This is a genomic window from Marinimicrobium sp. (genome assembly GCF_002695945.1).
Classification (GTDB): Bacteria; Pseudomonadota; Gammaproteobacteria; order Pseudomonadales; family Cellvibrionaceae; genus Marinimicrobium; species Marinimicrobium koreense.
Window position 1 is genome coordinate 74,570 of record NZ_NZQP01000057.1, and the last position, 25,369, is coordinate 99,938.

21 protein-coding genes are annotated in these 25,369 nt (G+C 61.4%); 6 read left to right on the forward strand and 15 right to left on the reverse strand.

The window, feature by feature from the left end; all coding sequences use genetic code 11:
• Positions 1 to 143: 143 nt before the first annotated feature.
• Complete coding sequence (gene corA, locus CMG77_RS12695) at positions 144 to 1,097, reverse strand: magnesium/cobalt transporter CorA (RefSeq protein ID WP_024459557.1); 954 nt, start codon at positions 1,095 to 1,097, stop codon at positions 144 to 146.
• 168 nt (positions 1,098 to 1,265) lie between these two features.
• On the opposite strand from corA, the gene CMG77_RS12700 reads away from it, so the two are divergent.
• Entirely contained in the window at positions 1,266 to 1,592 is a 327-nt protein-coding gene (locus CMG77_RS12700) for a hypothetical protein (protein WP_286875922.1), read from the forward strand.
• A gap of 69 nt (positions 1,593 to 1,661) precedes the next feature.
• Here CMG77_RS12700 and grxD read toward each other — a convergent pair whose 3' ends face one another.
• From grxD to CMG77_RS12715, 3 genes are all read right to left on the reverse strand, one after another.
• The gene (gene grxD, locus CMG77_RS12705; protein WP_286804286.1) at positions 1,662 to 1,985 is read right to left on the reverse strand and encodes a Grx4 family monothiol glutaredoxin; all 324 of its coding nucleotides are present in this window, start codon (positions 1,983 to 1,985) and stop codon (positions 1,662 to 1,664) included.
• A gap of 124 nt (positions 1,986 to 2,109) precedes the next feature.
• Positions 2,110 to 4,542 carry an ATP-dependent helicase HrpB gene (gene hrpB / locus CMG77_RS12710; protein ID WP_286804285.1) on the reverse strand — a complete coding sequence of 811 codons (2,433 nt, stop codon included), beginning with the start codon at positions 4,540 to 4,542 and terminating at the stop codon, positions 2,110 to 2,112.
• Between the two features lie 262 nt (positions 4,543 to 4,804).
• Positions 4,805 to 6,892 carry a TonB-dependent receptor family protein gene (locus tag CMG77_RS12715; protein WP_286804284.1) on the reverse strand — a complete coding sequence of 696 codons (2,088 nt, stop codon included), beginning with the start codon at positions 6,890 to 6,892 and terminating at the stop codon, positions 4,805 to 4,807.
• Positions 6,893 to 7,267: 375 nt separating this feature from the next.
• Between CMG77_RS12715 and CMG77_RS12720 the strand changes: the two genes are divergently transcribed.
• From CMG77_RS12720 to CMG77_RS12730, 3 genes are read left to right on the forward strand one after another with little or no spacing between them, the layout of a single operon-like run.
• The gene (locus CMG77_RS12720) at positions 7,268 to 8,431 is read left to right on the forward strand and encodes an aspartate aminotransferase family protein (protein ID WP_286875926.1); all 1,164 of its coding nucleotides are present in this window, start codon (positions 7,268 to 7,270) and stop codon (positions 8,429 to 8,431) included.
• Positions 8,432 to 8,477: 46 nt separating this feature from the next.
• Positions 8,478 to 9,392, forward strand: coding sequence for an ornithine carbamoyltransferase (argF, locus tag CMG77_RS12725; RefSeq protein ID WP_024459551.1), 915 nt, complete (start codon positions 8,478 to 8,480; stop codon positions 9,390 to 9,392).
• Between the two features lie 3 nt (positions 9,393 to 9,395).
• Positions 9,396 to 10,490 carry an ABC transporter ATP-binding protein gene (locus tag CMG77_RS12730; protein WP_286804281.1) on the forward strand — a complete coding sequence of 365 codons (1,095 nt, stop codon included), beginning with the start codon at positions 9,396 to 9,398 and terminating at the stop codon, positions 10,488 to 10,490.
• A gap of 99 nt (positions 10,491 to 10,589) precedes the next feature.
• Here the strand turns inward: CMG77_RS12730 and CMG77_RS12735 are convergent, their stop codons facing one another.
• Positions 10,590 to 11,369: a PhzF family phenazine biosynthesis protein gene (locus CMG77_RS12735; protein ID WP_286804280.1), complete on the reverse strand. Its 780-nt coding sequence runs from the start codon at positions 11,367 to 11,369 to the stop codon at positions 10,590 to 10,592.
• Between the two features lie 157 nt (positions 11,370 to 11,526).
• A complete protein-coding gene (locus CMG77_RS12740; protein ID WP_286904739.1) occupies positions 11,527 to 13,047 on the reverse strand; it encodes a fumarate hydratase in 1,521 nt (506 codons plus the stop codon).
• A gap of 331 nt (positions 13,048 to 13,378) precedes the next feature.
• Here CMG77_RS12740 and CMG77_RS15985 point away from each other — a divergent pair, with 331 nt between their 5' ends.
• Positions 13,379 to 13,636 carry a Lar family restriction alleviation protein gene (locus CMG77_RS15985; RefSeq protein ID WP_353743494.1) on the forward strand — a complete coding sequence of 86 codons (258 nt, stop codon included), beginning with the start codon at positions 13,379 to 13,381 and terminating at the stop codon, positions 13,634 to 13,636.
• A 967-nt stretch (positions 13,637 to 14,603) separates the two neighbouring features.
• Here CMG77_RS15985 and CMG77_RS12745 read toward each other — a convergent pair.
• From CMG77_RS12745 to CMG77_RS12785, 9 genes are all read right to left on the reverse strand, one after another.
• Positions 14,604 to 15,188, reverse strand: a complete 585-nt coding sequence (locus CMG77_RS12745; RefSeq protein WP_286904740.1) for a superoxide dismutase — start codon at positions 15,186 to 15,188, stop codon at positions 14,604 to 14,606.
• 229 nt (positions 15,189 to 15,417) lie between these two features.
• Positions 15,418 to 17,067, reverse strand: a complete 1,650-nt coding sequence (gene groL / locus CMG77_RS12750) for a chaperonin GroEL (RefSeq protein ID WP_286904742.1) — start codon at positions 17,065 to 17,067, stop codon at positions 15,418 to 15,420.
• Between the two features lie 59 nt (positions 17,068 to 17,126).
• Positions 17,127 to 17,417 carry a co-chaperone GroES gene (gene groES / locus CMG77_RS12755; protein WP_286904744.1) on the reverse strand — a complete coding sequence of 97 codons (291 nt, stop codon included), beginning with the start codon at positions 17,415 to 17,417 and terminating at the stop codon, positions 17,127 to 17,129.
• A 202-nt stretch (positions 17,418 to 17,619) separates the two neighbouring features.
• Positions 17,620 to 18,669 (reverse strand): DUF481 domain-containing protein, encoded by a 1,050-nt coding sequence (locus CMG77_RS12760; protein ID WP_286904745.1) that lies wholly within the window; start codon positions 18,667 to 18,669, stop codon positions 17,620 to 17,622.
• Positions 18,670 to 18,725: 56 nt separating this feature from the next.
• Positions 18,726 to 20,081, reverse strand: a complete 1,356-nt coding sequence (locus CMG77_RS12765; protein ID WP_123636859.1) for an AmpG family muropeptide MFS transporter — start codon at positions 20,079 to 20,081, stop codon at positions 18,726 to 18,728.
• A 108-nt stretch (positions 20,082 to 20,189) separates the two neighbouring features.
• The gene (locus CMG77_RS12770) at positions 20,190 to 20,675 is read right to left on the reverse strand and encodes a YajQ family cyclic di-GMP-binding protein (RefSeq protein ID WP_024459540.1); all 486 of its coding nucleotides are present in this window, start codon (positions 20,673 to 20,675) and stop codon (positions 20,190 to 20,192) included.
• A gap of 29 nt (positions 20,676 to 20,704) precedes the next feature.
• Positions 20,705 to 21,547: a regulatory signaling modulator protein AmpE gene (ampE, locus tag CMG77_RS12775; protein ID WP_286904747.1), complete on the reverse strand. Its 843-nt coding sequence runs from the start codon at positions 21,545 to 21,547 to the stop codon at positions 20,705 to 20,707.
• Positions 21,544 to 22,101: a 1,6-anhydro-N-acetylmuramyl-L-alanine amidase AmpD gene (ampD, locus tag CMG77_RS12780; protein ID WP_286804277.1), complete on the reverse strand. Its 558-nt coding sequence runs from the start codon at positions 22,099 to 22,101 to the stop codon at positions 21,544 to 21,546. The genes ampE and ampD overlap by 4 nt, the downstream gene beginning before the upstream one ends.
• 68 nt (positions 22,102 to 22,169) lie before the next feature.
• Positions 22,170 to 24,605 carry a DUF1631 domain-containing protein gene (locus CMG77_RS12785; RefSeq protein ID WP_286804276.1) on the reverse strand — a complete coding sequence of 812 codons (2,436 nt, stop codon included), beginning with the start codon at positions 24,603 to 24,605 and terminating at the stop codon, positions 22,170 to 22,172.
• A gap of 237 nt (positions 24,606 to 24,842) precedes the next feature.
• On the opposite strand from CMG77_RS12785, the gene CMG77_RS12790 reads away from it, so the two are divergent.
• Positions 24,843 to 25,367, forward strand: a complete 525-nt coding sequence (locus CMG77_RS12790; protein WP_286804275.1) for a retropepsin-like aspartic protease family protein — start codon at positions 24,843 to 24,845, stop codon at positions 25,365 to 25,367.
• Positions 25,368 to 25,369 lie beyond the last annotated feature (2 nt).

A 25,369-nucleotide genomic window follows, 5' to 3' on the forward strand; every position in this document is an offset into this window, starting at 1 on the left:
TGTACTGCCGTGCTTTCCGCGGTGTGGGGTGTAGGGTTCCCAGACCGTAGAGCGGGGGACCCGCGATCCGAGCCCCCATGGATGGGTTTACGGCGTGTCTGGGAACCCTACACCCCACACCGCCCGCACCCACTGCTAAAAAATTACAACCAATCCTTGTGCTTGAAATACCAATAGGGTGCGATGCCCGATAGCACCATGATGACCAGGGCCCAGACGTAGCCGAATTGCCAGTCGAGCTCGGGCATCATCTCAAAGTTCATGCCGTACACGCTGGCGACCACGGTCGGGGGCAGGAAGACCACGGCGGCGATGGAGAAGGTTTTGATGATCTGGCTCTGTTCGATGTTGATGAAGCCCTGGGTGGAGTCCATCAGGAAGTTGATTTTGTCGAACAGGAAGGCGGTGTGGGACATCAGTGTGTCCACGTCGCGTTTGATTTCCCGGGCGGTTTCCTGCAGTTCGAAGTGCTCTCGCAGGTGGCGCTGCAGGAAGGAGATGGACCGCTGGGTGTCCATCAGACAGAGGCGGATTTTGCCGTTGCTGTCTTCGAGTTTGGCGAGCCGGTCGATGGCTTCTTCGAGTTCGGCGTCGTCGTCTTCCAGGACCATGTGGCTGACGTCTTCGAGTTTGCGGTGGATGTCTTCGAGGACGTCGGCGAGGTTTTCGACTTTCTGCTCGAACATGGTGATCATCAGGTCCTGGGGCGAGCTGGCCTGGACCTGGCCGCGCCGGGCGCGCATGCGCAGCAGGCGGAAGTCCGCGAGGTCGCCGTCGCGCAGGGTGATGAGGCGTTTGTCCTGAAGGATGAACGCGACGGTCACGGTGCTGTGGCGGCCTTCTCCCGGGGAAAGAAACAGGGAGTGAACGTGCAGGCCGGCGGCGTCCTGGAAGTAGCGGGCGGAGAATTCGATTTCTTCCACGTCGTCGGATTCGGGCAGTTCGGCCCGCAGGAAGGTGTTGAGCAGTTCGCGTTCTTCTTCGGAGGGTTCGTGAGCGTCGATCCAGACCGCATCATCCAGTGCGGTTTTGAGGTTGTTTTCATCCACGGGTTGGTCGCGCAGGGTTGCGCCCCGGATATTAAACATTCTCAGCATGGATCGTTCTCCTCGTCTCGTCCTTTGGGTGGATCACCCACCGTTTGCCACCCACAATAGCACAGTGATCTGAACGCTGTGTTATGCACAGTATACAACAGACGCCCATGGCCCGAATCTGCTATGGTGGTGGTTTGTGACCTATAAAACCCTAAAGATCCGTGCCCCATGAAAATTAATGAAGTCTCCGCCAATATCGATGACAAAATGCTGCGCCTGGAGCAACAGCTCGCCAACTTGCGGGCCGCTCGTCAACGGGTCGAAGGTGATGCCGGTGCGGTTGCGGTGATCGACCGGGATATTCAGGTGTTGATGGAGACCCGGGCCAAGCTGGAGCGTTCCCGGGAGCTGGTGTGGCAGGTTCACGACATCGGGGAACAAACCCGGCAACAGCATAAGCGGGATCGTTTTTACCAGAAGCTCGGTGTGGCGTTGATTGCGCTCAGCGGGCTGGCTCTGCTGGGGATTCTGCTGGTTTATCTCGCCTGGTTTTGAGTCTTACGGACTTTTAGCGGGGGAATTCCGGCGATCTGACTGACCGCCGGAATGCAGGGCGTGCCAGATTTACTCTTTGGCGGCAGCGCCTTCCAGCAGCGACTTGAGCTCGCCACTTTCGGACATTTCCATCACGATATCGCAGCCGCCGATCAATTCCCCCTTGACCCACAGCTGCGGGAAGGTCGGCCAGTTGCCGTACAGGGGCAGACCGGAGCGGATTTCGGGGTTGGCCAGCACATCGACGTAGGCAAACCGCTGACCGCAGGCCATCACCGCCTGGGAGGTGCGCTGGGAAAAACCGCACTGAGGTGCGTTGGGCGAGCCCTTCATGTAGAGAATCACCGGGTTTTCTTCGATCTGCTGCTTGATGGTTGCCTGTACTTCGTCCATAGGACTGCCTGACCTCTCTTGTGCCAATAAGGTGAACAAAATTCGTGGGTTACCCTCGCCCGGGAAAGACCTAGCAGGCGAGTCAAGTATTCGCATTCTAACGCAGCCGGCGCGCGGAAACCAGTCAGGAGGCGCCCAGTCGCTTCTTGGTCAGCCGGGTAGGCGGATGGCTGGCCGGGTCTTCCGGCCAGGGGTGTTTGGGATAGCGGCCCCGCATCTGTTTGCGCACCTCCCCATAGGCCCCCTGCCAGAATGACCCCAGCTCGCCGGTAATCGCCAGCGGGCTGCCGTTGGGCGAGGCCAGGTGCAGCCGCAGTGGCACCCGCCCGTCGGCGAGTTCAAAACGGTCACACCCGAAAAACTCCTGCAGTTTGCCGCTCACCGTCGGCGTCCCGTTTTCGGGGTAGTCCACCGACACCGAGCGGCCGCTGGGCAACGCCACTTGGAGCGGGAGCAACTGGTCCAGCGCCTGCACGGCATCGTGCCCGAGATAAAACGCCAGTGCCTCGCGCCAGGGCAACCGGTCGGGGTGAAGGCTATCGGTCACGAAGGGGGCAAACCATTGATCGAGCGTCGATAACAACACCGACTCATCCAGCGTCGGAAGGTCCAGCACCCCCGACTCATTGGCCAGCTGGGCCCGTCGGTACAGTCCTGTGGCCGCCTCCGGCCAGGGGTAGGCACTGAGCCCGCGTTCGCGCAGATCCGCCACCAGTGCCTCGGCCAACGCCTCGCCGGTGACCGGGTGTCGGTCCTCGGCGGTCACCGAGCCCCCCATCCGCCAAGTGGTGTGCATCACCCAGCCCTTGCCGCGATGACTCAGTCGGGATTCACACTGACTGAGGGCGCGCCGCTGCTCGGCGTTCAACGTCAACGGCCAGCCGACGCCGCTATGCCCTTTACCCCGGGCCTGCACATCGGCAAATACCGCCCACTCGCTGTCCAGGGGCCGATCCGGCGCGACGCTGATGCCGCTGTTGAGCCGGTACCGGCCCGAATCCTGACGATGACCAATCCGGTCCCGGAAGGCATCGGCGAGGCAGGCCGGGTCCAGCTCGGCCCGACTTTCCCCGGCGCTCAACGCCTTGAGCCAGCGCTGCGCCTGCCGCTGCCAGGTGCGCTGACCGGCGCGCTGGGCCCGGGCCGCCGCCTGCCACTGATTCGACGTTTCCAGGACGTCAAAATGCACGGCCAGCGCCAACAGTAAAGCGCCTTCCGGCAGGGTCTTCTGCGCCCCGGTCTGAAGCGACGATTCATCAAGCGCCTTTTCATAAAGAGCCGTTTGCAGAAAACGGGCCAGGCGCGGATGGGTCCCCAGCGCCGCCACCTGCCGTCCGGCGTCGGTCACCCAGCCCGCTTCATCCAGTAACCGCCAATCCTGCAACTGCCGGCGGGCTCGTTCCAGCGCCAGCCCGTTGGGCGCTTCCAGCCACGGCAACTCCTCCACCGGGGAACCCCAGTGCGCCAACCGCAGAGCCAAAGGCACATAATCGGTGGAGCGCACCTCCGGCGGCTCCGCTGGCGCCAACGCCTCCTCCTGGGACCAGAGCCGGATACAGTGCCCCGCCTGCACCCGCCCCGCCCGGCCGCGACGCTGCTCGGCGCTGGCCTGACTGATCCGCCGGGTCTGCAGACGGCTCACGCCGGTGCCCTGCTCAAACACCGAACGGCGCACCTGCCCGGAGTCAATCACCAGGGTGACATCGGCGATGGTCAGCGAGGTTTCGGCGATATTGGTGGCGAGAATCACCCGCGGGCCACTGGCCGGATCCAATGCCTCCTGCTGCTCTTTATCCGGTACCCGACTGTGCAGGCGAGCCAGCCGGGCGGACGGCTCCCGGCGCGCGAGCGCCGAGGCGCAGTCTTCAATCGCCCGCCAGCCGGGCAGAAACACCAACACGGTCTGCGACCGCCAGTCGGCCACCTCGGACAGCGCCCGTAACAAATGCTCATCCAGGCGCTCCGCGGCCCCGCGGGTATCCCGCCGGGGCGCAAGATACTGCACCGATACCGGGAAACATCGCCCCGGCGCCGACAGCCGCTGGGCCACCTGCTGTTGTAGCGCCGGATCGGGCGTGGCGGACATCAACACCAGCGCAATATCCTCCCGCAGCACCGCCACCTCCTGCAGCCAGGCCCAGGCCGTATCCTGATCCAGTGCCCGCTCATGCACCTCATCCAGCATCACCGCCGCCACCCCGGCCAACTCCGGGTCGGCCAGCAGACGCTGCAGGGCAATCCCCGGCGTCATCACCACCAGCCGGGTCGCCTCGGACACCTGCCGGTCAAACGGCACCTGATAACCCACCGTCTGGCCCACCGACTCCCCATACAGCGAAGCCAGCCGCCGCGCCACCCCCCGCGCCGCCAGAATGCGCGGCTGCACCAACCAGACTTGCTGCCCGTCCGGTGCCGCCTCCAGCGCCCAAAGCGGCGCCAGGGTGGATTTCCCCGCACCCGGCTCGGCTTCCAGCAGGAGCGGGCCCCGGCCAAGCGCGTTGATGAAATCGGCGTGGTAGTCACTTAGGGGGAGGTTTGGGAGAGAGGTTGGTTTCATTGGTTTTTACGGTTTAGTAGCGTCGAAGAGTGGGGCATTAATTTACCTGTCTGCGCGGATTTTGGGGGTATTTACGGCGGATGCGCGCTTTGCGCTCCGAAACGTCGGACCGATCCGCCCTACGCGACCGATGGCACGGAGGGCGCGGGCGGGGTAAACCCTTACGGGACCGTGGAGCGGGGGACCCGCGATTCGAGCCTACAGGGATGTATTCACGGCGTGTCCCGTAAGGGTTTACCCCGCTCGCGCCCGGACGCTCCGGTTACCACCGGTATTCGAGGTTCAATCCGGCACTCACCTGCCGACCGGGGGCGGGCTCGAACGAGCGGCCGTTGCCCTGATTGACGATTACCGCACCCACATACTGCTCATCGGTCAGATTCTCCAGCTTCAGCCAACCCGAGGCCAACCAATCACCCCACTGATGGGCCGAATCCACACTCCAATCCCAGGTGACCGCCGAAGGCGCAAACACCGCATTGTCATCGCCGGTCGCCACCTCACCGCGATAGCGGGCCACCAGCGCCGTGCCCAGGCGATCATCCTGCAGCGGCTCCCAGCGCAACTGGGTATAGAGGTTGATATCCGCAATGCCCGGTAGCTGATTGCCCGCCTCGGGCCCGGACGCATACTCCGCGTCCAGGTAACTGGCACTGAAACGCGCCCACCAGCCCGGCGTCAGATGCAGCTCACCGAAGGCTTCCAGCCCCCAGCGCTCGGTCTCAGCGGCGTTGCGGTAGGTGGTACGGCCACCTTCGGATTGATCCACCACCAGCTCATCGTCACTGTCGATCTGGAACAGGCTCAGCGTCACCCGATGCGGCGACGCCAGACCCCAGCGCAGGCCCGCCTCAATCTGCCGGTTTTCCGCCGGCGACAGCGCGGTATTCAAGCCGGAGCCCTCGTTGCGGTAGGCCATCTCGGTCAGGGTCGCGGTTTCGTAGCCCCGACCGGCCCCGGCGAACGCCTCCCACTGGGTGTTCAGACGAACGGTTGTACCCAACGCCAGCGCGACGAAATCATCGTCCCGGCCACCGCTGTCGTCCGGATTGCCCGGGTTATCGCCATCCGCCGGCACCACAAAATAATCATCCACCGCAAAGGACAGGTCGCTGTGGCGGGCCCCGCCGGTGATTTCCCACCGATCGGTGGGCTGCCAGGTCAGCACCCCATACAGATCCCGACTGTCGACTTCACCCAGCTCGTCACGGCGCAGGGCTCCGGTTTCGCCCTGATCATTGACGTAGCCACGGCGCCGATCCTCCTGGCGCTCGACACTCGCCCCCAGGGTCGCCTCCAGCGGGCGATCGAGCAGGGAAAGATCGCGGGTGTAGCTGGCCCGGAGGCCCGAAAAATCCCGGGTCAGATCAATTACCGCGCCAGAGCTGGTCACGTCGTCCCCGGCAAATGGCAGCCACTGGTCTACCTCGCGCAGGCCCTGCCAGATCGCCGCCTGCCAGCGGTGCTTACCCTCCGCCTGGCGCAAGGTGACCGAACCCTGCTGATGGCGAATACGCTTGCGGGTGTTGAACAGCTCCGCGCGCTCGTTGCCCGCACGGGGGTCCTCCCGCCAGCGCTCCGGCGACAGGCCGAGCGGATCCTGCAAGAGCGGATCGTGGCTGGTGTCCAGGCGCACCACCGTTTCTATGCCGCTGTCGGCCTGATAATACAGCTGGGCCCCGGCCTGGCGCCGCTCGGCTTCCGCGTGGGGCCGCTCGCCATCGCTGGTAAAGCGCGAACCGTGGACCCGAGCGCCCCAGGCGCCCTCGCGCCATTCGCCGGTCACTGCCTGACGCTGCCGATCGCCCTCCCCGGCCAAAACCCGCCCGCTGAGACGGTTCTGCTCGGGCGCGGCGCTGTCAAACTGGATCACCCCGCCGGCGCCATTGCCATACAACGCCGCCAGCGGGCCGCGCAGGACCTGTACTCGATCCACTTCATCCACCGGCACACTGGAGAGCTGCCCCTGGCCGTCCGGCGTACTCAGGGGAATACCGTCCAGCTGCAGGTCAATGCCGCGCACACCGAACGCCGAGCGGGCGCCAAAACCGCGCAGGGTCACCCGGGTATCCTGGGCGTAATTGGAACGGCTGTCGGCCTGCACGCCGGGCAACCCCTGTAGCAGCTCGCCACTGTCGATGCGCATCCCCGGCTGTTGGCGATCCATCGCCAGGGACGCCGCCCCGGGTAAGGCATCTCCCTCGCGCGCCTCGCCGGTCACCACCAGGGTTTCCAGCCCCTCGGCCTGAGCGCCGGCGCCAATCAGGGCGGCAATGGACAACGGAGCCGCACGGACGAGGAGCGCCGAGCGCAATGCTCGGACTGAAACAGAGGCGAAATGTCGAGCCATGAACTACCACCTTGGGGATCGTTGTCAGAATTCGGCCCCGAACCGGGGCGCGGCCATGATACCGGGTTCGGCCTCCGGCCTGTAGGCCAGAACCGTACACAAAACGGCCATGAGTACGGCCAGGCAACGCGAATGGATGCCATTTGCCAACGCCGTAAAATGGCTATAGTATTGCTTTTTTGCCATTTACGGGTTCATGCCGTCCGCCCAACGAGGCCACACACGGCGAGCTCAAGGCCGACTCGGAGCGTTCCGAACCCCCTGTTTGATCCCCGCCTTATCGAGATCTGGCTGCCTGTTCACGACAACGGGCTTTTGGCGGTTTTATTGATTCTGTTTTCCGGCTCTCTGGAGCGGATGGCTGTGGAGTAAACCATGGACACATTGATGAACACTTACGGTACTCGCACTCTGACCCTGGTTCGGGGCGAAGGCAGCCGTGTGTGGGACGATCAGGGCAATAGCTATATCGACGCCATCAGTGGCATCGCAGTCTGCGGGCTGGGCCATTCCCACCCGGCGGTGACCCGCGCCCTGTGCGATCAGGCCGGCACCCTGCTGCACGTCTCCAACCTGTACAACATTCCGCCACAGCGCCAACTGGCGGACCTGTTGTGCGAGCAGACCGGTATGGAGCGGGTGTTTTTCTCCAACTCCGGGGCAGAAGCCAACGAAGCGGCGATCAAGCTCGCCCGTAAGTACGGCGCCGCTCAGGGCATTGAGCGCCCGGCCATTCTGGTGATGGAAAACAGCTTTCACGGCCGGACCCTGGCGACACTCAGCGCCACCGGGAATAAAAAGGCGCAAGAGGGCTTCGCGCCCCTGGTGGAAGGTTTCATTCGGGTGCCGTACAACGACCCGGAAGCCGTCCGCGCCGCTGCCGCTCAACACGCCAACATCGTCGCCATCCTGGTCGAACCGGTGCAGGGTGAAGGGGGTGTGCGAGTGCCCGCACTTGGCTACCTGAACCAGTTGCGGGAAATCTGCGATCAGAACCAGTGGCTGCTGATGCTGGACGAAATTCAGACTGGCAATGGTCGTACCGGTCGCTACTTTGCGTTTCAACACAACGGCATTCAGCCGGATGTGCTGACCACGGCCAAGGGCCTGGGCAATGGTGTCCCCATTGGCGCCTGCCTGGCGCGCGGACAGGCGGCCGAGATATTTCAACCGGGCAGCCACGGCTCCACCTTTGGTGGCAATCCGCTCGCCTGCCGGGCCGGCATTGCCGTGGTGGAAACCCTGTTCAACGAGGGGCTCATCGCCCGTGCCGCCCAGATGGGCGACTGGCTGCTGGAGCAGTTCCGCGAGCGCCTGAAGGACGATGCCAAGGTGGTGGACATTCGGGGTAAAGGACTGATGATCGGCCTGGAACTCGATCGCCCCTGCGCCGAACTGGTGGCACAGGCCCGCGAGCGCGAGCTGCTGATCAACGTCACCGCCGGCAATACCCTGCGTCTGCTGCCGCCCTTTATTTTGACGGAAGCGGAAGCCGAGCAGTTGGTCACCGGTGTGGTGGAATTGATTCGCGCCTTTTAATTCACAGGCCGGGAACCGGCCCCAAGCAATACAACGAGTTGCCGTTATGGCCCAACCAAGACACTTTCTGACCCTGATGGATCTCGAGCCCGCCGAACTGAATGCGGTGCTGGATCGCGCCATTGAACTCAAGGCCATTCAGGCCCGGGGCGAATCCGAAGAGCTGTTCAAGAACAAGGTGCTGGGGATGATTTTTGAAAAATCCTCCACCCGTACCCGCGTTTCATTTGAAGCCGGCATGGCGCAGATGGGCGGCCACGCCCTGTTCCTCTCGCCCCGCGATACCCAACTGGGGCGCGGTGAGCCGATTGAGGACTCCGCCCGGGTACTGTCGCGCATGGTGGATATCGTGATGATCCGCACCTTCGAGCACGCCAATGTGGAGCGCTTCGCGGAATACTCAAAGGTGCCGGTGATCAACGCCCTGACCGATGATTTCCACCCCTGCCAATTGCTGGCGGACATGCAGACCTTCCTCGAGCACCGCGGCCCCATCCAGGGCAAGACGGTGGCCTGGGTGGGTGATGGCAACAACATGTGTCAGTCCTACATCAACGCCGCCCAGCAGTGGGACTTCGAGCTGCGCATTGCCTGTCCGGAAGGCTTCGAGCCCCGCCAGGACCTGCTCGATGCCGCGCGCGATCGGGTGAGCATTTTCCGCACGCCGGAAGAAGCGGTGAAAGACAGCGACCTGGTGGTCACCGACACCTGGGCCTCCATGGGCCAGGAAGATGAGAAAAAACTGCGCGAACAGGCCTTCGCCGGCTATCAGGTCGATGCCGAGCTGATGAGTCACGCCCACGACCGCGCCCTTTTCATGCACTGTCTGCCCGCCTATCGCGGCAAGGAAATCAGCGCCGAGCTGCTGGACTCTCCGGAGTCGGTGGTCTGGGAAGAGGCCGAGAATCGCCTGCACGCCCAGAAGGCCCTGATCGAATTCCTGTTCAACCACTCACGGTAACTTATGTCGGCACTGCTGGAACTCGACAACATCGGTTGTGGCTACGACGGCGAGCGGGTCGTTGAAGATCTGTCACTGTCGTTAACCGAAGGCGACATCTGTTGCCTGCTCGGCCCCAGCGGTTGCGGTAAAACCACCGTACTGCGCGCCATCGCCGGTTTTCTGCAACCCTCGGCGGGTCGCATTGAGCTGGCCGGACAGTTGCTGGCCTCGGCCGAGCAGTCCCTGGCGCCAGAGCAACGCCGGGTGGGGATGGTGTTTCAGGATTACGCGCTCTTCCCGCACCTGAATGTGCGCGACAACCTGACCTTTGGCCTGAAAAACCAGAGCGCCCGGGAGAAGGCCCGGATCTGTGACGAGCTGTTGCAGCTGGTCAAGCTCGAGGACCTGGGCCACCGCTATCCCCACGAGCTCTCCGGCGGTCAACAACAGCGCATCGCCCTGGCCCGTGCCCTTGCGCCCGAGCCCAAACTGCTGCTGATGGACGAGCCCTTCTCCAGTCTGGATGTGGAACTGCGCCGGGCCCTGGCACTCGAGGTGCGGGCGATTCTGAAAGAGCGCGGCATCACCGCGATCATGGTCACCCACGACCAGTCCGAAGCCTTTGCCATGGCGGATCGGATCGGTGTGCTGAATGCCGGACAGTTACAACAGTGGGATACCCCGTTCAACCTTTACCATGAACCCGCCACGCGCTTTGTCGCCAACTTTGTCGGGCAGGGCGTGTTTCTCGCGGGTTATCTGTTGGACCGACATACGGTGCGCACAGAACTGGGCGATATCGAAGGTAACCGCTGTTACGAGTGGCTGGAAAATACCCCGGTGGATATTCTGCTGCGCCCGGACGATGTCATTCACGATGACAGCAGCGATAAACGCGCCGAAGTGGTCGCCAAGGTATTTGCCGGCACCGCCACGCTGTATACGTTACAGCTGCCCACCGGCAGCCGCATTCAGTCCGCGTTCCCCAGTCACCATGATTACGCCATCGGCGATCATGTGGGCATTCGTATTGAAGCGGATCATCTGATTGTCTTCCGGCGGGAAGAGCAAGCGGTTGGTGGGAGTCATTACGGTTTAGAGACCACCGAGACGTAGAGCGCGACGTTAGCACCGCAGCTCGCGTAGGGCGGATAAGCGCAAAGCGCGCATCCGCCGTCCCGAAACACAACGCATCCGCCGTTACCTAACCCACTGTCACACCAACAACTCGGCCTTGATGACCGTAACCGCCGACCCCACCAGCGTCACCCTATCGCCTTTTAGCTCGCAATCCACATCGCCGCCGCGTTTGGAAATCTGTCGGGCAGCCAAAGTGTTTTTGGACAATCTTTTGGCCCAATAGGGAGCGAGCTGGCAGTGTGCCGATCCGGTCACTGGGTCTTCGGCGATTCCTACCGACGGAGCAAAAAAGCGGCTGACAAAGTCTTTGGTGTCCCCCTGCGCGGTAGCCATGATGCCCCGGCAGTCGAGCTTTTTCAGCTCGGCCAGATCCGGCGCTAAAGCTCGCACTTGAGCCTCAGTTTCCAGTACTGCCAGATAATCTACTCTCTTTTCCACGGCAACCGGCGTGACTCCCAATCCCCTCACCAGCTCATCAGGACAGTCGCAGGGCTGGGTAGGTTGCGCGGGGAAATCCATGGCCAACCGGTCACCCCTTCGCTCAACCACCAGGTCGCCGCTGCGGGTGCCGAAGCGGATGCTCGGGTGAGGGTAGTTCATATGTTCGAACAGGACGTGGGCGGAAGCCAGCGTAGCGTGACCACAGAGGTCGACTTCGGCTTCGGGGGTAAACCAGCGCAGCGCGAAGCCATCGTCTTCGGACACAAAGAAGGCGGTTTCCGAGAGGTTGTTTTCGTTGGCGATGGTCTGCATCAGGGCGTCGTCGAGCCATTGTTCCAGAGGCACGACGGCGGCGGGATTGCCTTCGAAAGGACGCTGGGTGAAGGCATCGACTTGGTATTGGGTTAGATTCATAAGCGCCCTATTAACCTTGCGATCGTTTGTTGCGTCATGCCTGGGTGACGGCGGATGCGCTGCCCTTATCCGCCCTACGCAGACTGCCGTGGTATCCGTAGGGCGGATAAGCAAAGCGCATCCGCCGTTACCATTACCAATCAAATGGCGAAATACGTTACACCACCTTGATCGCTTCGTCTTTGATCTTGGCCTGCCAGATTTTCGGGCCGGTCTGGTGAACGGATTCGCCTTTGCTGTCTACCGCCACGGTGACCGGCATATCCTTCACCTCAAACTCGTAAATCGCCTCCATGCCCAGCTCCGGAAAGCCCAGCACCTTCGACGACTTGATCGCCTGGGACACCAGATAGGCCGCGCCGCCTACCGCCATCAGGTAGACCGACTCATTATCGCGAATCGCCTCGATCGCCGCCGGGCCGCGTTCCGCTTTGCCGATCATGCCCAGCAGGCCGGTCTGCTCCAGCATCGTGCGGGTAAACTTGTCCATGCGGGTGGCGGTGGTCGGGCCGGCGGGGCCCACCACTTCATCGCGCACCGGATCGACCGGTCCCACGTAGTAGATGAAACGGCCGGTCAGGTCCACCGGCAGTTCTTCACCCTTGGCGATCAGGTCCACCATTTTCTTGTGGGCGGCGTCTCGGCCGGTCAGCATTTTGCCGGAGAGCAGGATGGTGTCGCCGGGTTGCCAGGATTTCACATCCTCTTTGGTGACGGTATCCAGGTTCACTCGACGGACATTGTCGCCGGCTTCCCAGGCCACTTCCGGCCAGTCGTCCAGGTTAGGGGGCGTCTGCAGGGCCGGGCCCTCTCCGGTGAGGGTGAAGTGGGCGTGACGGGTGGCGGCGCAATTGGGGATGATGGCCACCGCTTTGTTCGCCGCGTGGGTCGGGTAGTCCTTCACTTTCACGTCCAGCACCGTGGTCAAACCACCCAGGCCCTGGGCGCCAATGCCCAACTGATTCACTTTTTCGTACAGCTCCAGGCGCAGCTCTTCGCTGCGGTTGCTGGCACCGCGCTCCTGCAGCTCCTGAATGTCGACCGGATCCAGCAGCGACTCTTTGGCGATCTGCATGGCTTTTTCGGCCGTGCCACCAATGCCGATGCCGAGCATGCCGGGCGGGCACCAGCCCGCGCCCATTTTGGGCACCATGTCCAGCACCCAATCCACCACGGAATCCGAGGGGTTGAGCATGGCAAATTTGGTTTTGGCTTCACTGCCGCCGCCCTTGGCCGCCACGTGAACGTCGACGGTATTGCCGGGAACGATATTNTAGTGAATGACGGCCGGGGTGTTATCACCGGTATTCTTCCGGGCGCCGTCCGGGTCATCCAGAATGGACGCGCGCAACACATTGTCGGGGTGNTTATAGGCCCGACGCACGCCTTCGTTGACCATATCGGTGAGNCTCATATCCGCCTCCCACTGGACGTCCATACCAACGGTGACAAAGACGGTCACAATNCCGGTATCCTGACAGATCGGGCGGTGGCCGGTAGCGCACATGCGCGAGTTGATCAGAATCTGGGCCATNGCNTCCTTGGCNGCCGGGTTGGCTTCGCGCTCGTAGGCGCGGTGNACGGCCTGGATGAANTCCACGGGATGGTAGTAGGAGATGAACTGCAGCGCGTCGGCGACGCTGTCGATCAGGTCGTTCTGGCGAATCACGGTGGTCATGGAAGTCTCTCTACAGCTTGTCAGTGTGGCGGCAATTTTACATGAATTGCCGGAGACTTGCCCGGAGAGGACCGGCGNACTGCGCCAACTTTACGCTGCAACCGTTTGCATTCGGGCGGCGCTGCGCTACACTCTGAATATGGTCCTCTGGAGTTTAAGTGATCATGTTGGATGCCCATCAGCCGTTCGGGCAATCGCGGTTTTACCGTCCTGACCGGTTCACAATCTGCGCCCTGCGAACCGCGCAACCACCGCTGAGCGCCCTGCCCGGCAAGAGTCCCCTCCCCCCTCAAAACCTCTCAAGTGAGTCACGCACTGGAGCGTATGCCTTATGGCCACGGCCCTAGAACCTTGTCCGTTTTGCCGCAGCAACCACTTGCACTTGGCGCACAGTGGGCTGGATTATTGTGTGGTTTGTCAGAGCTGCAAATCAAAAGGCCCTCACCAGGAAACCCTGGAGAGGGCCATCAGTCGCTGGAATGAGACGTCGGTCCGCCTTGGCGTCCAGCCACTACCGGAAACGGCAACNNGCGAATCGCTCGCCGATCGCACTCAACCAGAGCCCCGCTATTTCGTCGCGCGGGGCTGAGCNGGCGATCAGGGTGAGGACAACTGCTCCTTGATGGTCAATATGTCGCGGTTGATGCTNCGACGATAGGAGTCGATGGCCTCGATCGCTTCCTCGTTGGTACCGACCCGGTCNGCNAGCCCCCGCAAACGCCCAAGCCCCTCTTCCAGTTGATCCACTTCTTCCGANAGATTCTGCAGGCGCTGGCCCTGGGCTTCCACCGAGTCGGCCGCTGCCTGCAANCGCTCGATCGCCGAGCNGACCTCACTGACCTGCTGNTCGGTTTTNTCAAAGGCCGAGCGCAGACTGCTCAGCCCCTGNCTGGCNCTGGAGGCGGACTCCTTCACACTGGCCANTTCCCGCTTCAGGGACTCCAGCCCCTCCTGGTTGGAGGCGATCCGCTTGCGGTTGGTATCGTAGGANACGCCCCACAGCTTGCGAATTTCNGAATCCGCCCACTCCAGTTTTTCCTGNATTTCCTCGACGTATTCGCTGGACTCNCTGGAGGTGATCGCGATGCGTTTCTCCAGGGTTTCCAGCCGCTCATTGGCCTGGGCGAGGTTCTGTTCGGCGCCGGTCCACTTCCAGGCCAGAAAACCNCTGGCGCCCACGCCGGCNACGGCAATGATNAGCGCCGCAATCGCCANCCCCTGGCCACCGGAAGAGGCACCGGCCGGNCGCTGAGGCGGCGGAGGTGTACCGCCCCCGCCCCCAGGACGTTTAGGNCCTNTCGCNTTGCCACCGGGAGGNGCCGCCGCAGCTCGACCCTGGCGGGCCGCCACTTCGTCTTTCTCGGGTTTGATCGTGCCGGAGATCGTCGGCTCTTTGCGTTCCATAAAAACACCTGAGTTCACTACACTTCGTGGTTGCGTTTATAGCAGTTCTGGGCCCGAAAAAGAAGGGAACGGGTCTGATACCGGGCAATTTTGCCNGGCATAAAAAAACCCCGCACCGGCTGGGCCGGGCGGGGTTTTCACGTCAATAAAACTTACTTGGCGAAGTTTTCGTTGACGAACTCCCANTTGACCAGGTTCCAGAAGGCTTCCANGTACTTGGGACGGGCATTGCGATANTCGATGTAGTAGGCGTGCTCCCACACATCCACAGTCAGCAGNACGGTGACGCTCTCGTCAGTCAGCGGCGTTTCCGCATTGCTGGTATTGACGATGGCGACGGAACCGTCGGACTTCTTCACCAGCCAGGTCCAGCCGGAGCCGAAGTTGTTGGCGGCGTTGGTGGAGAACTCTTCTTTGAACTTGTCAAAGGAGCCNAAGGCCTTGTTGATGGCCTCGCCTACCGCACCAGTGGCTTCACCGCCACCGTTGGGGCTCAGGCAGTGCCAGTAGAAAGTGTGGTTCCACACCTGAGCGGCGTTATTGAACAGAGGCCCTTTGGCGCTCTTGATAACGTCTTCCAGGCTCTTGTCCGCTTCGGGCTTGCCTTCAACGGCCGCATTCAGCTTGTCTACGTAGGTCTGGTGGTGTTTACCGTAATGGTATTCCAGGGTTTCCTGGGAGATATGAGGTTCCAACGCATCTTTTGCGTAAGGCAGCTGGGGTAATTCAAAAGCCATAGTCGTTCTCCTGAACACGGTTGAAAAAATGAGTAGCGGCGGGGTTAACCCACTGAAATAGCCGCTCAATCCTAGCACAGCCGGATGGGTCGAACGGATCGCCCTGCTCCAGACCGGGAAACGCCAGTTAGCNCTGGCTGTTGGTATGGTGTTACGAAAGTAAGCGATCAGTATATCACTGAAAGCAAAAGGGCGNGCCAAAGCCCGCCCTTTCAGGGCTTGAGACGACTTACATCATGCCGCCCATGCCACCCATTCCGCCCATGCCGCCCATATCCGGGGCGCCACCGGCCTTCTCGTCTTCCGGCTCATCGGCCACCATCGCTTCGGTGGTGATCATCAGGCCAGCGACAGAGCCGGCAGCCTGCAGAGCGGTACGGGTCACTTTGGCCGGGTCCAGGATACCCATTTCCAGCATGTCGCCGTACTCACNGGTCGCGGCGTTGTAGCCATAGGCGCCTTCGCCTTTCTTGACCCGATCCACGACCACAGAGGCCTCTTCACCGGCGTTGGTGACNATCTGACGCAGCGGTGCTTCCATGGCGCGACGGGCCAGCGCGATACCGGCGTTCTGNTCTTCGTTCTCGCCTTTCAGCTCGGCAATGGCGGCCACAGCGCGTACCAGAGCGGTACCACCACCGGCAACCACACCTTCNTCAACGGCGGCGCGAGTGGCGTGCAGCGCATCTTCAACNCGAGCCTTCTTCTCTTTCATTTCCATCTCGGTGGCAGCACCCACCTTGATCACGGCCACACCGCCGGCCAGCTTGGCCACGCGCTCTTGCAGCTTCTCGCGATCGTAGTCAGAGGAAGTGTCTTCCATCTGGGTGCGGATCTGGTTCACACGCGCTTCGATGTCAGCGTTGTTACCGGCGCCGTCAACGATCACGGTGTTCTCCTTGGACATGGTCACGCGCTTGGNGCGGCCCAGGTGCTCCAGAGTNACGTTTTCCAGGTCCAGACCCACTTCTTCAGAAATCACAGTGCCACCGGTCAGGATGGCGATATCCTGCAGCATGGCCTTGCGACGATCGCCGAAGCCCGGTGCCTTACAGGCGGCGACTTTCACAATACCGCGCATNTTGTTGACCACCANGGTCGCCAGGGCTTCGCCTTCCACGTCTTCGGCAACGATAACCAGCGGCTTGTTGGCCTTGGCTACGGCTTCCAGGGTCGGCAGCAGCTCGCGGATGTTGGAGATCTTCTTGTCCACCAGCAGGATGTAGGGGTCGTCCTGCTCGACGGCCATGTTGTCCTGGTTGGTGATGAAGTAAGGAGACAGGTAACCGCGGTCGAACTGCATACCTTCAACCACGTCCAGTTCGTTCTCCAGGCTGGAGCCTTCCTCAACGGTGATCACACCTTCTTTACCGACCTTCTCCATCGCCTTGGCGATCAGCTCNCCCACGTCGCGATCGGAGTTGGCGGAGATGGTGCCCACCTGNGAGATGGCCTTGCTGTCTTCACAGGGCTTGGCCANCTTGCGGATTTCTTCAACCGCAGCGGTAACGGCTTTGTCGATACCNCGCTTGAGNTCCATGGGGTTCATGCCGGCAGCCACGGANTTGAGGCCTTCGGTCACGATGGACTGGGCCAGAACGGTNGCGGTGGTGGTACCGTCACCNGCTTCGTCAGAAGCGCGTGAGGCCACTTCTTTGACCATCTGGGCGCCCATGTTCTCGAATTTGTCTTTCAGGGTGATTTCCTTGGCCACGGACACACCGTCTTTGGTCACNGTGGGGGCNCCGAAGGACTTCTCCAGAACCACGTTGCGACCNTTGGGGCCCANAGTGGCTTTTACNGCGTCGGCCAGTACGTTGACGCCCTTGAGCATGCGCTGACGGGCGCTGTCGCCAAACTTAACTTCTTTTGCAGACATAGTGCTTTCCTTCCAGTAACTTGTTCAGACAATAGTCGGTTAAAGATTCCGTGCCGGGCTTAGGCCAGCACAGCCTTGATGTCGCTTTCGCTCAGGATGACCAGCTCTTCGCCATCGACCTCNATGGTGTCGCTGCCGGCGTATTTGCCGAANACAACCACATCGCCAACCTTGACGTCGACCGGGCGAACATCGCCATTGTCCAGTACGCGGCCATTACCGACAGCCACCACTTCACCCTGGTTGGGCTTCTCTTTGGCGGAACCCGGCAGGACGATACCGCCCGCGGTTTTTTCCTCTTCTTCCTTGCGGCGAACCACAACGCGATCGTGTAAAGGACGAATTTTCATGGACTCTTATCTCCAACTAGCGTGTTAAACACTGAAAATGAGCCGGGTTGCCCCGGATGACGTTAGTGTGCGGCCGAAGCCGCGTGCCCGGCCGGCCAGAGGCCAGACAGGCGTAATGCGTGTGTCACAGGTAATTGGGGATGCCGGGGAGGAATTTCAACAGTCTGACGAGGATTTTTTTGCTTATTTTGGCGAGGGGGCGCTACCACTCGTAGGTCAGCCCCACCACGAGCCGGATATCCTCGCGCTCGGTGCCGGGCTGAGGGTCGTTGTCCACCTCGTAATCGAGTTTGACCTCTGAATACACCGTAGAGACCAGCATCGAGCTGAAACCGGTGGTGGAGTTGAGCTGCCAGTCCCGGTCTTGCTCAAAGGAGCGCACGTATTCGTTGCGATGGAAAAACGAGACCCCCAGGGGCAGCTTGTAGCGNAAGTCCGTACCCAGACGCCAGGCGATCCGGTCTTCTTTGCGGACAAAGTCCGGGGCGGGGTTCTCGGGCACCTGNTACTGCTCGGTGACCGACACCAGACCACCGGTCATCGCCAGCGCCGTCCGGTTGTTTTCCCAGAATTGGTAACCGGTACCAGCACCGATGTTGTAGTAGCGATCGATCGACCGGGTTTCATCGTGCCCGTAGCGCACATCACTGTTGAGGAACCAGCGCTCCCGGAAGAACCAGTCCAGCACGTAACGACCACCCCANCGGACGTCGGGTTCGGACTTGCTGCGCGAATAACTGGCATACTCAAAATTGCCNCTGTGGCGCCAGTCCACCAGCCGGTACTCCACGCCGCCNCTGATTTTCCAGTCATCCTTGATTTCGTTGCCCCGGGCGTAGGTCCCCGAGACATTGACCCGCCCNTTCAGGGTGCTGCTGTCACCGCTGATATAGGTTTCGTAGGGAATGATCATGGCNAGGGAAACCAGCGGCACCCGGCGCGNCACNACATCGTCGCCACACAGATAAACCAGGTGCTCGAACTCCATCCCCTCCACCATACAGGGCTCCCCCACCCCGTTGATTTTCAAGGGTTTGGTGGTCTGCAGGTCATAGATTTTGTTTTTTTCGATGGTCAGCCGCCCCAGCGACTCGGACTGCCAGACGACGCTGTCTTCACTGGCCGACACGAAATCACCGGCGATGCGATCACCGTTGCGCAGCTCCAGCATTCCCGCAGATACGGGGGCTGACAGCGCCAGGTACGCCGCCAGGGCCAAGCGCCACTGTTGAGTCGTCAGGTATACCGGCATGCATCGTCGGGAGTTGATCCAAAGGAGGCGCACTTTACCACACTTGGTCGGTCCGACTACAGCGAACCGGTTCTCGTACGGAGCATCAACCAGAGCACCAGCAGAATTGCCGGGACTCCCAGCCCCCCCGCATAAATGAAAAACCAGAAAAACCCGACCTGTTCCACCACGATTCCGCTGAAGCCGCCGATGACTTTGCCCGGCAGGGTCATCAGTGAACTGAACAGGGCGTATTGAGTCGCGGTGTAGTCGCTGCTGACCAGGCTGGACATCCAGGCGATGAGCGACGCCATGGCCAAGCCGCCGCAGAAGTTCTCACCGCTGATGGTCAGGACCAGCATCCAGAGCTCCGCNCCCACCAGCGCATTGATCGAATACAGCAGATTGGTCGCCGCCGCCAGCACGGCCCCGGCCAGCAGGACGCGCAACAGGCCAAAACGGGGCACCAGCACTCCGCCAACGATGCCTCCCAGCACGGTCATCGCCGCACCATACAGGCCGCTGATGTTGGCCACATCGGCTCGGGTATAGCCGGTTTCCAGATAGAAAGGCATGGCCATCGACGCCATGCTGATATCGGTAATGCGAAACGCGCCCACGATCAGCAGCAAAAGTACGGCCTGGGCGCCATAGCGCTGAAGAAAATCCACAAAGGGACATACCACTGCACCGATGAACCAGGCAACGGCATTGCGCACCGGGCGGGCCACATGAGCACTACGCTCGAGGTAATCCTGTGCCCGCTGCTCCAGAAAGGCCGCGTCCGAATGTCCGGTCACTGTGGGCTCGCTGGACAGCAGTACGGTCACCATGCCCACCCCCATGAGCAGGGCCATGATCAGATAAACCCCGGGCCAGGTGGCAAATGACACCATATGCAGCGCGCCGGCACTGGCCATCAATACCGCCAGCCGATAGCTGAATACGTAGGTGGCGGACATGGCCGCCTGGCGCTCCAGAGACACCGCCTCAATCCGCCAGGCATCAATCGCCACGTCCTGGGTTGCCGAGCCAAAGGCGACCACCAGCGCGAATATGGCAATCCACTCGAGCTCCCCCACAGGGTCGGTGACCGACATGCCAATCAATCCGCCGGCAATGAGCAGTTGAGCGAAGAGCATCCAACTGCGTCTGCGCCCCAGCAGGCGCCCCAACAACGGGAGCTGAAATCGGTCCACGACCGGTGCCCAGAACACTTTGACTGAATAGGTAATGCCGATCCAACTGAAAAACCCGATGCTCGCCTTGGTGACCCCCGCCTCGGTCAGCCAGGCAGTCAGGGTAGAAAAGACCAACATATAAGGCAGGCCCGCCGAAAAGCCCAGAAAGGCCATGGACGCGACCCGGGGGTGCAGATAAATCAACAGCGAGTCCCGCCAGGAGCGGGACGGGGATTCAGGGGTATCGGTCATGAAACGCTCGGTTGGTCGCGGTACATTCAATCAGGGACAACGTTTGGCGATCAGGAACAGCGTCTGGCGATCAGATACAGCCTCTGGGCAGCCAGTGACGCCTGCTCATCAATCTCGAAAGTTGGTGAATTGCAGCGGCATATCAACGCCCTCGGCACTGCGTAGCAACGCCATGACCTGTTGCAGGTCATCGCGCTTCTTGCCGGTAACCCGCAGCTGGTCGCCCTGGATCTGGGCCTGCACTTTGAGCTTGCTGTCTTTGATCAGCTTGACCATCTTCTTGCTCAGCTCGGTTTCCAACCCGGTGCGCACGATCACTTCCTGACGTGCCTGCTTGCCGACGGTGGTCGGGTCTTTGATCTCCAGGCAGGCGATATCAATATTGTTCTTCACCATGGTGCCCTGCAGAATGTCCAGCATCTGTTGCAGCTGGAAATCTGCTTCAGCGGTGAGCGTCACCACGAAGTCCTTGCGCTCAAACTGGGCATCCACACCCTTGAAGTCGTAGCGATTGCCCACCACGCGGTTGGCCTGGTCCACCGTATTGGTCAATACGTGCTTATCGACCTCGGACACCACATCAAAAGACGGCATAGAACTACCTCACTCTCATCAATTCAGGATCAGGCCAGCAGCGTAATCAACGCCAGCACGCAGACCCACAACAGCAGGGAACGGGAATACAGGGGCTGGCTGGCGCGAATCATATCCAGGTCCACCGCCGAGTCGGCGGGCTCCGGCTCGGTCCTGCCCAAAGCACCCAGCATCTGATCGTACAGCAGGACCGACGTTCCCTGACGGGTATCGCCAAGATCGCGCTGACAACGGAAAAAACAACTGTCGAAATTGCCCGCCATGGCCCAGGTAAAGCCCATGACACGAACCACCGGCCACTCCATCAGCCAGAGCCAGCGGTGCACCTGGGCCGATTCGGAGCGCTCCCGGTAGAGCACNCTCAGGCGGTACATCAAAGCGCCCGCCGGGCCCAATACCAGAAACCAGAACAGCACCGCGAACATCCGCTCGCNCCCGCGATAGGCAATGGTTTTGAGCGCCTGACGATGCATGCTGGCCCAGTCCTCGGGGTCGGCGTCTTCCACCGCATTGCCCTGAAGGGCCGCCAGATGGCGGGCCGCACTCACCGAGTCCTCCCGTTCGCTGGCCTCCACATAGGCCTGCACCTCGGCCGAAAAGTCACCTCGGCCAAGGCTGTACAGCAGTACCGGGACGGCAATAAAAATCAGCCAGCCCTGCGAAAGGCCCTCGGCCACGGCCCAGGTCAGTAACCATAGCACCAGGGCCGGCACCACCACCGCCAGCAACAACTGCAACTTGGGCCACGCACGGCTGGGGCGCTGCTCGAGCCAGTGCAGATAACGATCAAACCACCCGTCTTTTTGCAGGGGCGCACCAGAGCCCCACCACTGCACCAGGACGAGAACCAGAAAGACACTGAGGAAGGTCATAAGCGTTCCGAGAGCTGTGAGCGAAAGTGGCGCCAGTCGAAGGCCGGGCCCGGATCGGTTTTCCGTCCGGGGGCGATATCCGAATGGCCGGTAATGCGCTCCGGCGTCAGCGCCGGATAACAGGATAATAACAGACGGGTGACCTCGGCCAAACGCCGGTATTGCGGCTTGGTGTAGGGAAGGTCGTCACACCCTTCCAGTTCAATGCCGATGCTGAAATCGTTGCACTCGGTTCGACCGTCAAACTCGGAGGCGCCCGCATGCCAGGCGCGCCGATCCAGAGGCACAAACTGCACCAACTCACCGTCCCGGGTAATGAACAGGTGCGCCGACACCCGAAGATCCCGGATCTGCTCAAAATAGGGGTCGCGATTGATGTCGAGTTGATTGCAGAAGAAGTCTTCCACACACCCGGTTCCAAACTGCCCGGGCGGGAGACTGATGTTGTGAACCACCAGCAGGCTGATGGCCTCGCCCGGCGGACGCTCGTTATAGTTGGGAGACGGACAGCGGCGGGCCGAAGTCAGCCAGCCGTCCTGAATGGATACGCTCACGGGCCCCTCCAGTCATTCATGGCGTGAATGATACAGGGGCCGGGAGCCTTTGTCGCTGTTGCTGGGGGTTACCGGGCGCGGGAGCTGCGCAGGTTACCGATCACCGCTTCGAGCGCGCGATCGAACAACATGCCATCGTCGAGGATTCGCATCCGGCCGGATTTGAGCGCTCGCGCCAGTCCTTCGCGGGTCTCTTCCGCCACCTTCATACCGGAGCGATTTACAAAAATGTATTTGCCGGTGGGCTTGATCATCGCCGCCAGGCGGCAGCGGAACGCCTGCCCCTGCTCATCCTGGCGCTCGAACCAGCTCCCCTGGGTCAGATTGGACACCAACGCCATATGAGGGTCCGACGCGGGCAGCGGCCCATCGTCAGAGACACCAACCTCACCGGTCACCACAGAAGATGGGGTGGATTCGGTAGAAGAGCCTTCGGCGCTTGAAACTGAGCCTTCAGCGCTCGAAACCAAGCCTTCCGCGATGGGAGTTGAATCCTCAGCCCCGGAAGCCGAGCTGTCAGCCTGACTGGAAGCCTCATCAGAAGCCGCGCTCGGTTCTTCAACCACCTGAAGCACGGGGGCCTGAGCGGCTTCATCGGCCACCGCTTCAGCATTCGCCTCAGGGACAGGTTCTGGCTCGGCGGCTACCGTCTCGGTCGCGACCGGATCAGCGCCCCGCTGAGACGGCTCGGCGGCCGGCGCCGGCTGACTGGCTTCCCGCAACCGGGACAGGTGAAGCTGCTCCAACTGTTTGAACAGCTGGTTCATTTCGTACGGATTGTAAGCGATGGATTCCAGACCCGCCCGCAACTGCGGCAACAGTTCGGGCACCAGCTTGAGCAGCTTCTGACGATTGTCGCGATCCATGGGAGCCGTGGCGCTCCAGACCAACTGCTCGGCGGATTCCAGGGCTTCCCGCCAGTCGTCACTGTCAGTGCCCTGCTTCAGGCAGATGATAAACAGCACCTTGGACCAGGCTTCATACAGCAGGGTATTGGCCGCTACCGCCAGAGTCTGCCCCTGGGTCAGACGCTTGAGTGCCGCATCCACTTCGGCCCGGGCACGCTCAGAGCGCGCCTTGCCATCTTCCGCGTCCAACGTGCGCTGCTCCAGAATGCGGGCCCGGCGCCGTTCTTTTTCCTGGTAGGCGCGGAAGTCCAGCAGCATGCGGTCGAAGATGCCGACATCGCTCTCAAATTCCGCCAGAATGGTCTGAACGATCTGATCCACCTTCTGGTAAAAGGTGTCTTTGCGCCGCCCCTCTTCTCCTGTGTCCTGCCAGCCCAACGCGGCCATGGCCAGTTCATTGAGCAGGCGACGGGCGGGATGCCCGCCTTTGCTGAAAAAACTTTTATCCGCAATCGCGACCTTGATCAGCGGAATCTGTAACCGCCCCAGCAAGGCCTTCATGGGCGAAGCCAGATTGCGGTCGTCGAGAATGAACTCGAACATCATGCTGACCAGATTGATGACATCCTCATCCACCTGGTTCAGCGACTGCCGGCGGGTATTTTTGACCAGACCGCGAACCAGCTGCGGCACATTGACCGCATCGGCGCCCTGATCCAGGCTGGCCCAGTCTTGCTGCTGTGCCTGGGAGAGCAGATGCACCAGATCCTGGGTGTCCAGCGACTCGCCGGCACCGGAATCTTGACTCTGACTCGCCCCGCCCTGGTTGGACAGGAGGTCCCGCAGCGTGTGCAGCACCTGATTGGATTCATCCTCTCGCTGAGCACGCTCGGCCCGGGCGGCTCGCGAGGGCTGCGCTCCGGCCCTTTGCCGGCGGGCAGCGGGCGCGCCCGCTTTCAGGGACGGCAGGATGTTGGCATCAATCAGCTGCTGGTTGACGCTTTCATACATCGACCCCAATCGCGAGACCACCCACTTGTCAAATAGCTTGAACAGTACCAGCTTCGCCTTGACGTCGATCTTCAGCGCCTTGGCGGCCTCGGTGAATCCGGTGCAGATGGCGTCGGCCCCCAGGGGATTGTTCTTCTGGTACACCTTCACCGGCACCAGTTGATCCATCCGCAACGTCAGATGTTGGACGGCCTCGGCGAACTGCTCGTTGGCTTTGTTGACCATGCTTTCGGTCGCCACCATCTGCTCCAGCTCATCGTTCTGAACCAGGCTCAGTTCCTCAAGGGAAGCCTCCTCTCGCTGTTGCCGGTTTGACTCGCCGGGTTCCAGCAGTGCCGCAAAGCCCCGGTCCAGCCCCAGAAAAAACGTATGCTCCAAGGTGCGCCGCTGCAACCGGACCTCACGCATGGAGTCAAAGTACAGGTTCTGTTCCTGATTGCTGGTAGCCTGGTCGGCCAGTTCGAACAGGGAATCATCCGCCTTGTCGAACAGATCCCGCAGCAGCCCCTGAAGGGTTTGCCGTGCCCGGTCGCGCACGCTGTGCATGGCCGCCGGCAGGCGCGCCAACGACACGGTCGCTGGCTGACGTCGCTCGGGGTTGAGCGGGACGACATTTTCACGCTGGGGTTGCACGGAATCGTTCATGGTGATGTTCCTGAGGGTGGTCACTGTCGGGACAATTTACAGTTACGATCATTAGTATAACGAGGATCAGGACACATCCCAGCGACAAATGATAAGATCGAGACCCCTATCACAATTTCGGCTAACAGCTTCATTTGCTTAGAAAAATTTGGCTGACAAACGAGAAAAACAGGGCCCTGCGGGTATAAAAACCCGTGACANTTTGATGACCACCGAAACGCTCACCACGGGGCAGTTATGACACAGGAGCAAATGCCCGGCCAGCAGGCCGGACGCGGCATGCTGGTTGCAGCCTGGATCATCGGGCTCGCACTGCTCACCTGGGCCTTCGGCGTCTGGGAAGACCGCAAGGACAACCCCAATCGCTCGATCCAGGGCCAGGTCGTCAATGGCGTTCAGGAGGTCGTGTTGCGTCGCAACCGCTCGGGACACTATGTGGTTCCCGGACAGATCAACGGAGAGGACGCCACCTTCCTGCTCGATACCGGCGCCACGGACGTGGTCGTCAGCCAGGACCTGGCCGAACGCGCGGGTCTTCGGGCCGGAGCCCGGCAGTGGGCCATGACCGCCAACGGCCGAATTGAAGTGCGCGCCACCCGACTCGAACGCCTGGAGCTCGGCACCATCCAACTGCGCGACGTCAGCGCCAGCATCAACCCCGCCATGGGCGGTGACCAGGTACTGCTGGGCATGAGCGCCCTCGGACAGGTAGAATTCCGCCAGCAAGGCGACCGCCTCACTCTGCGTTACCAAGGTGACTGACT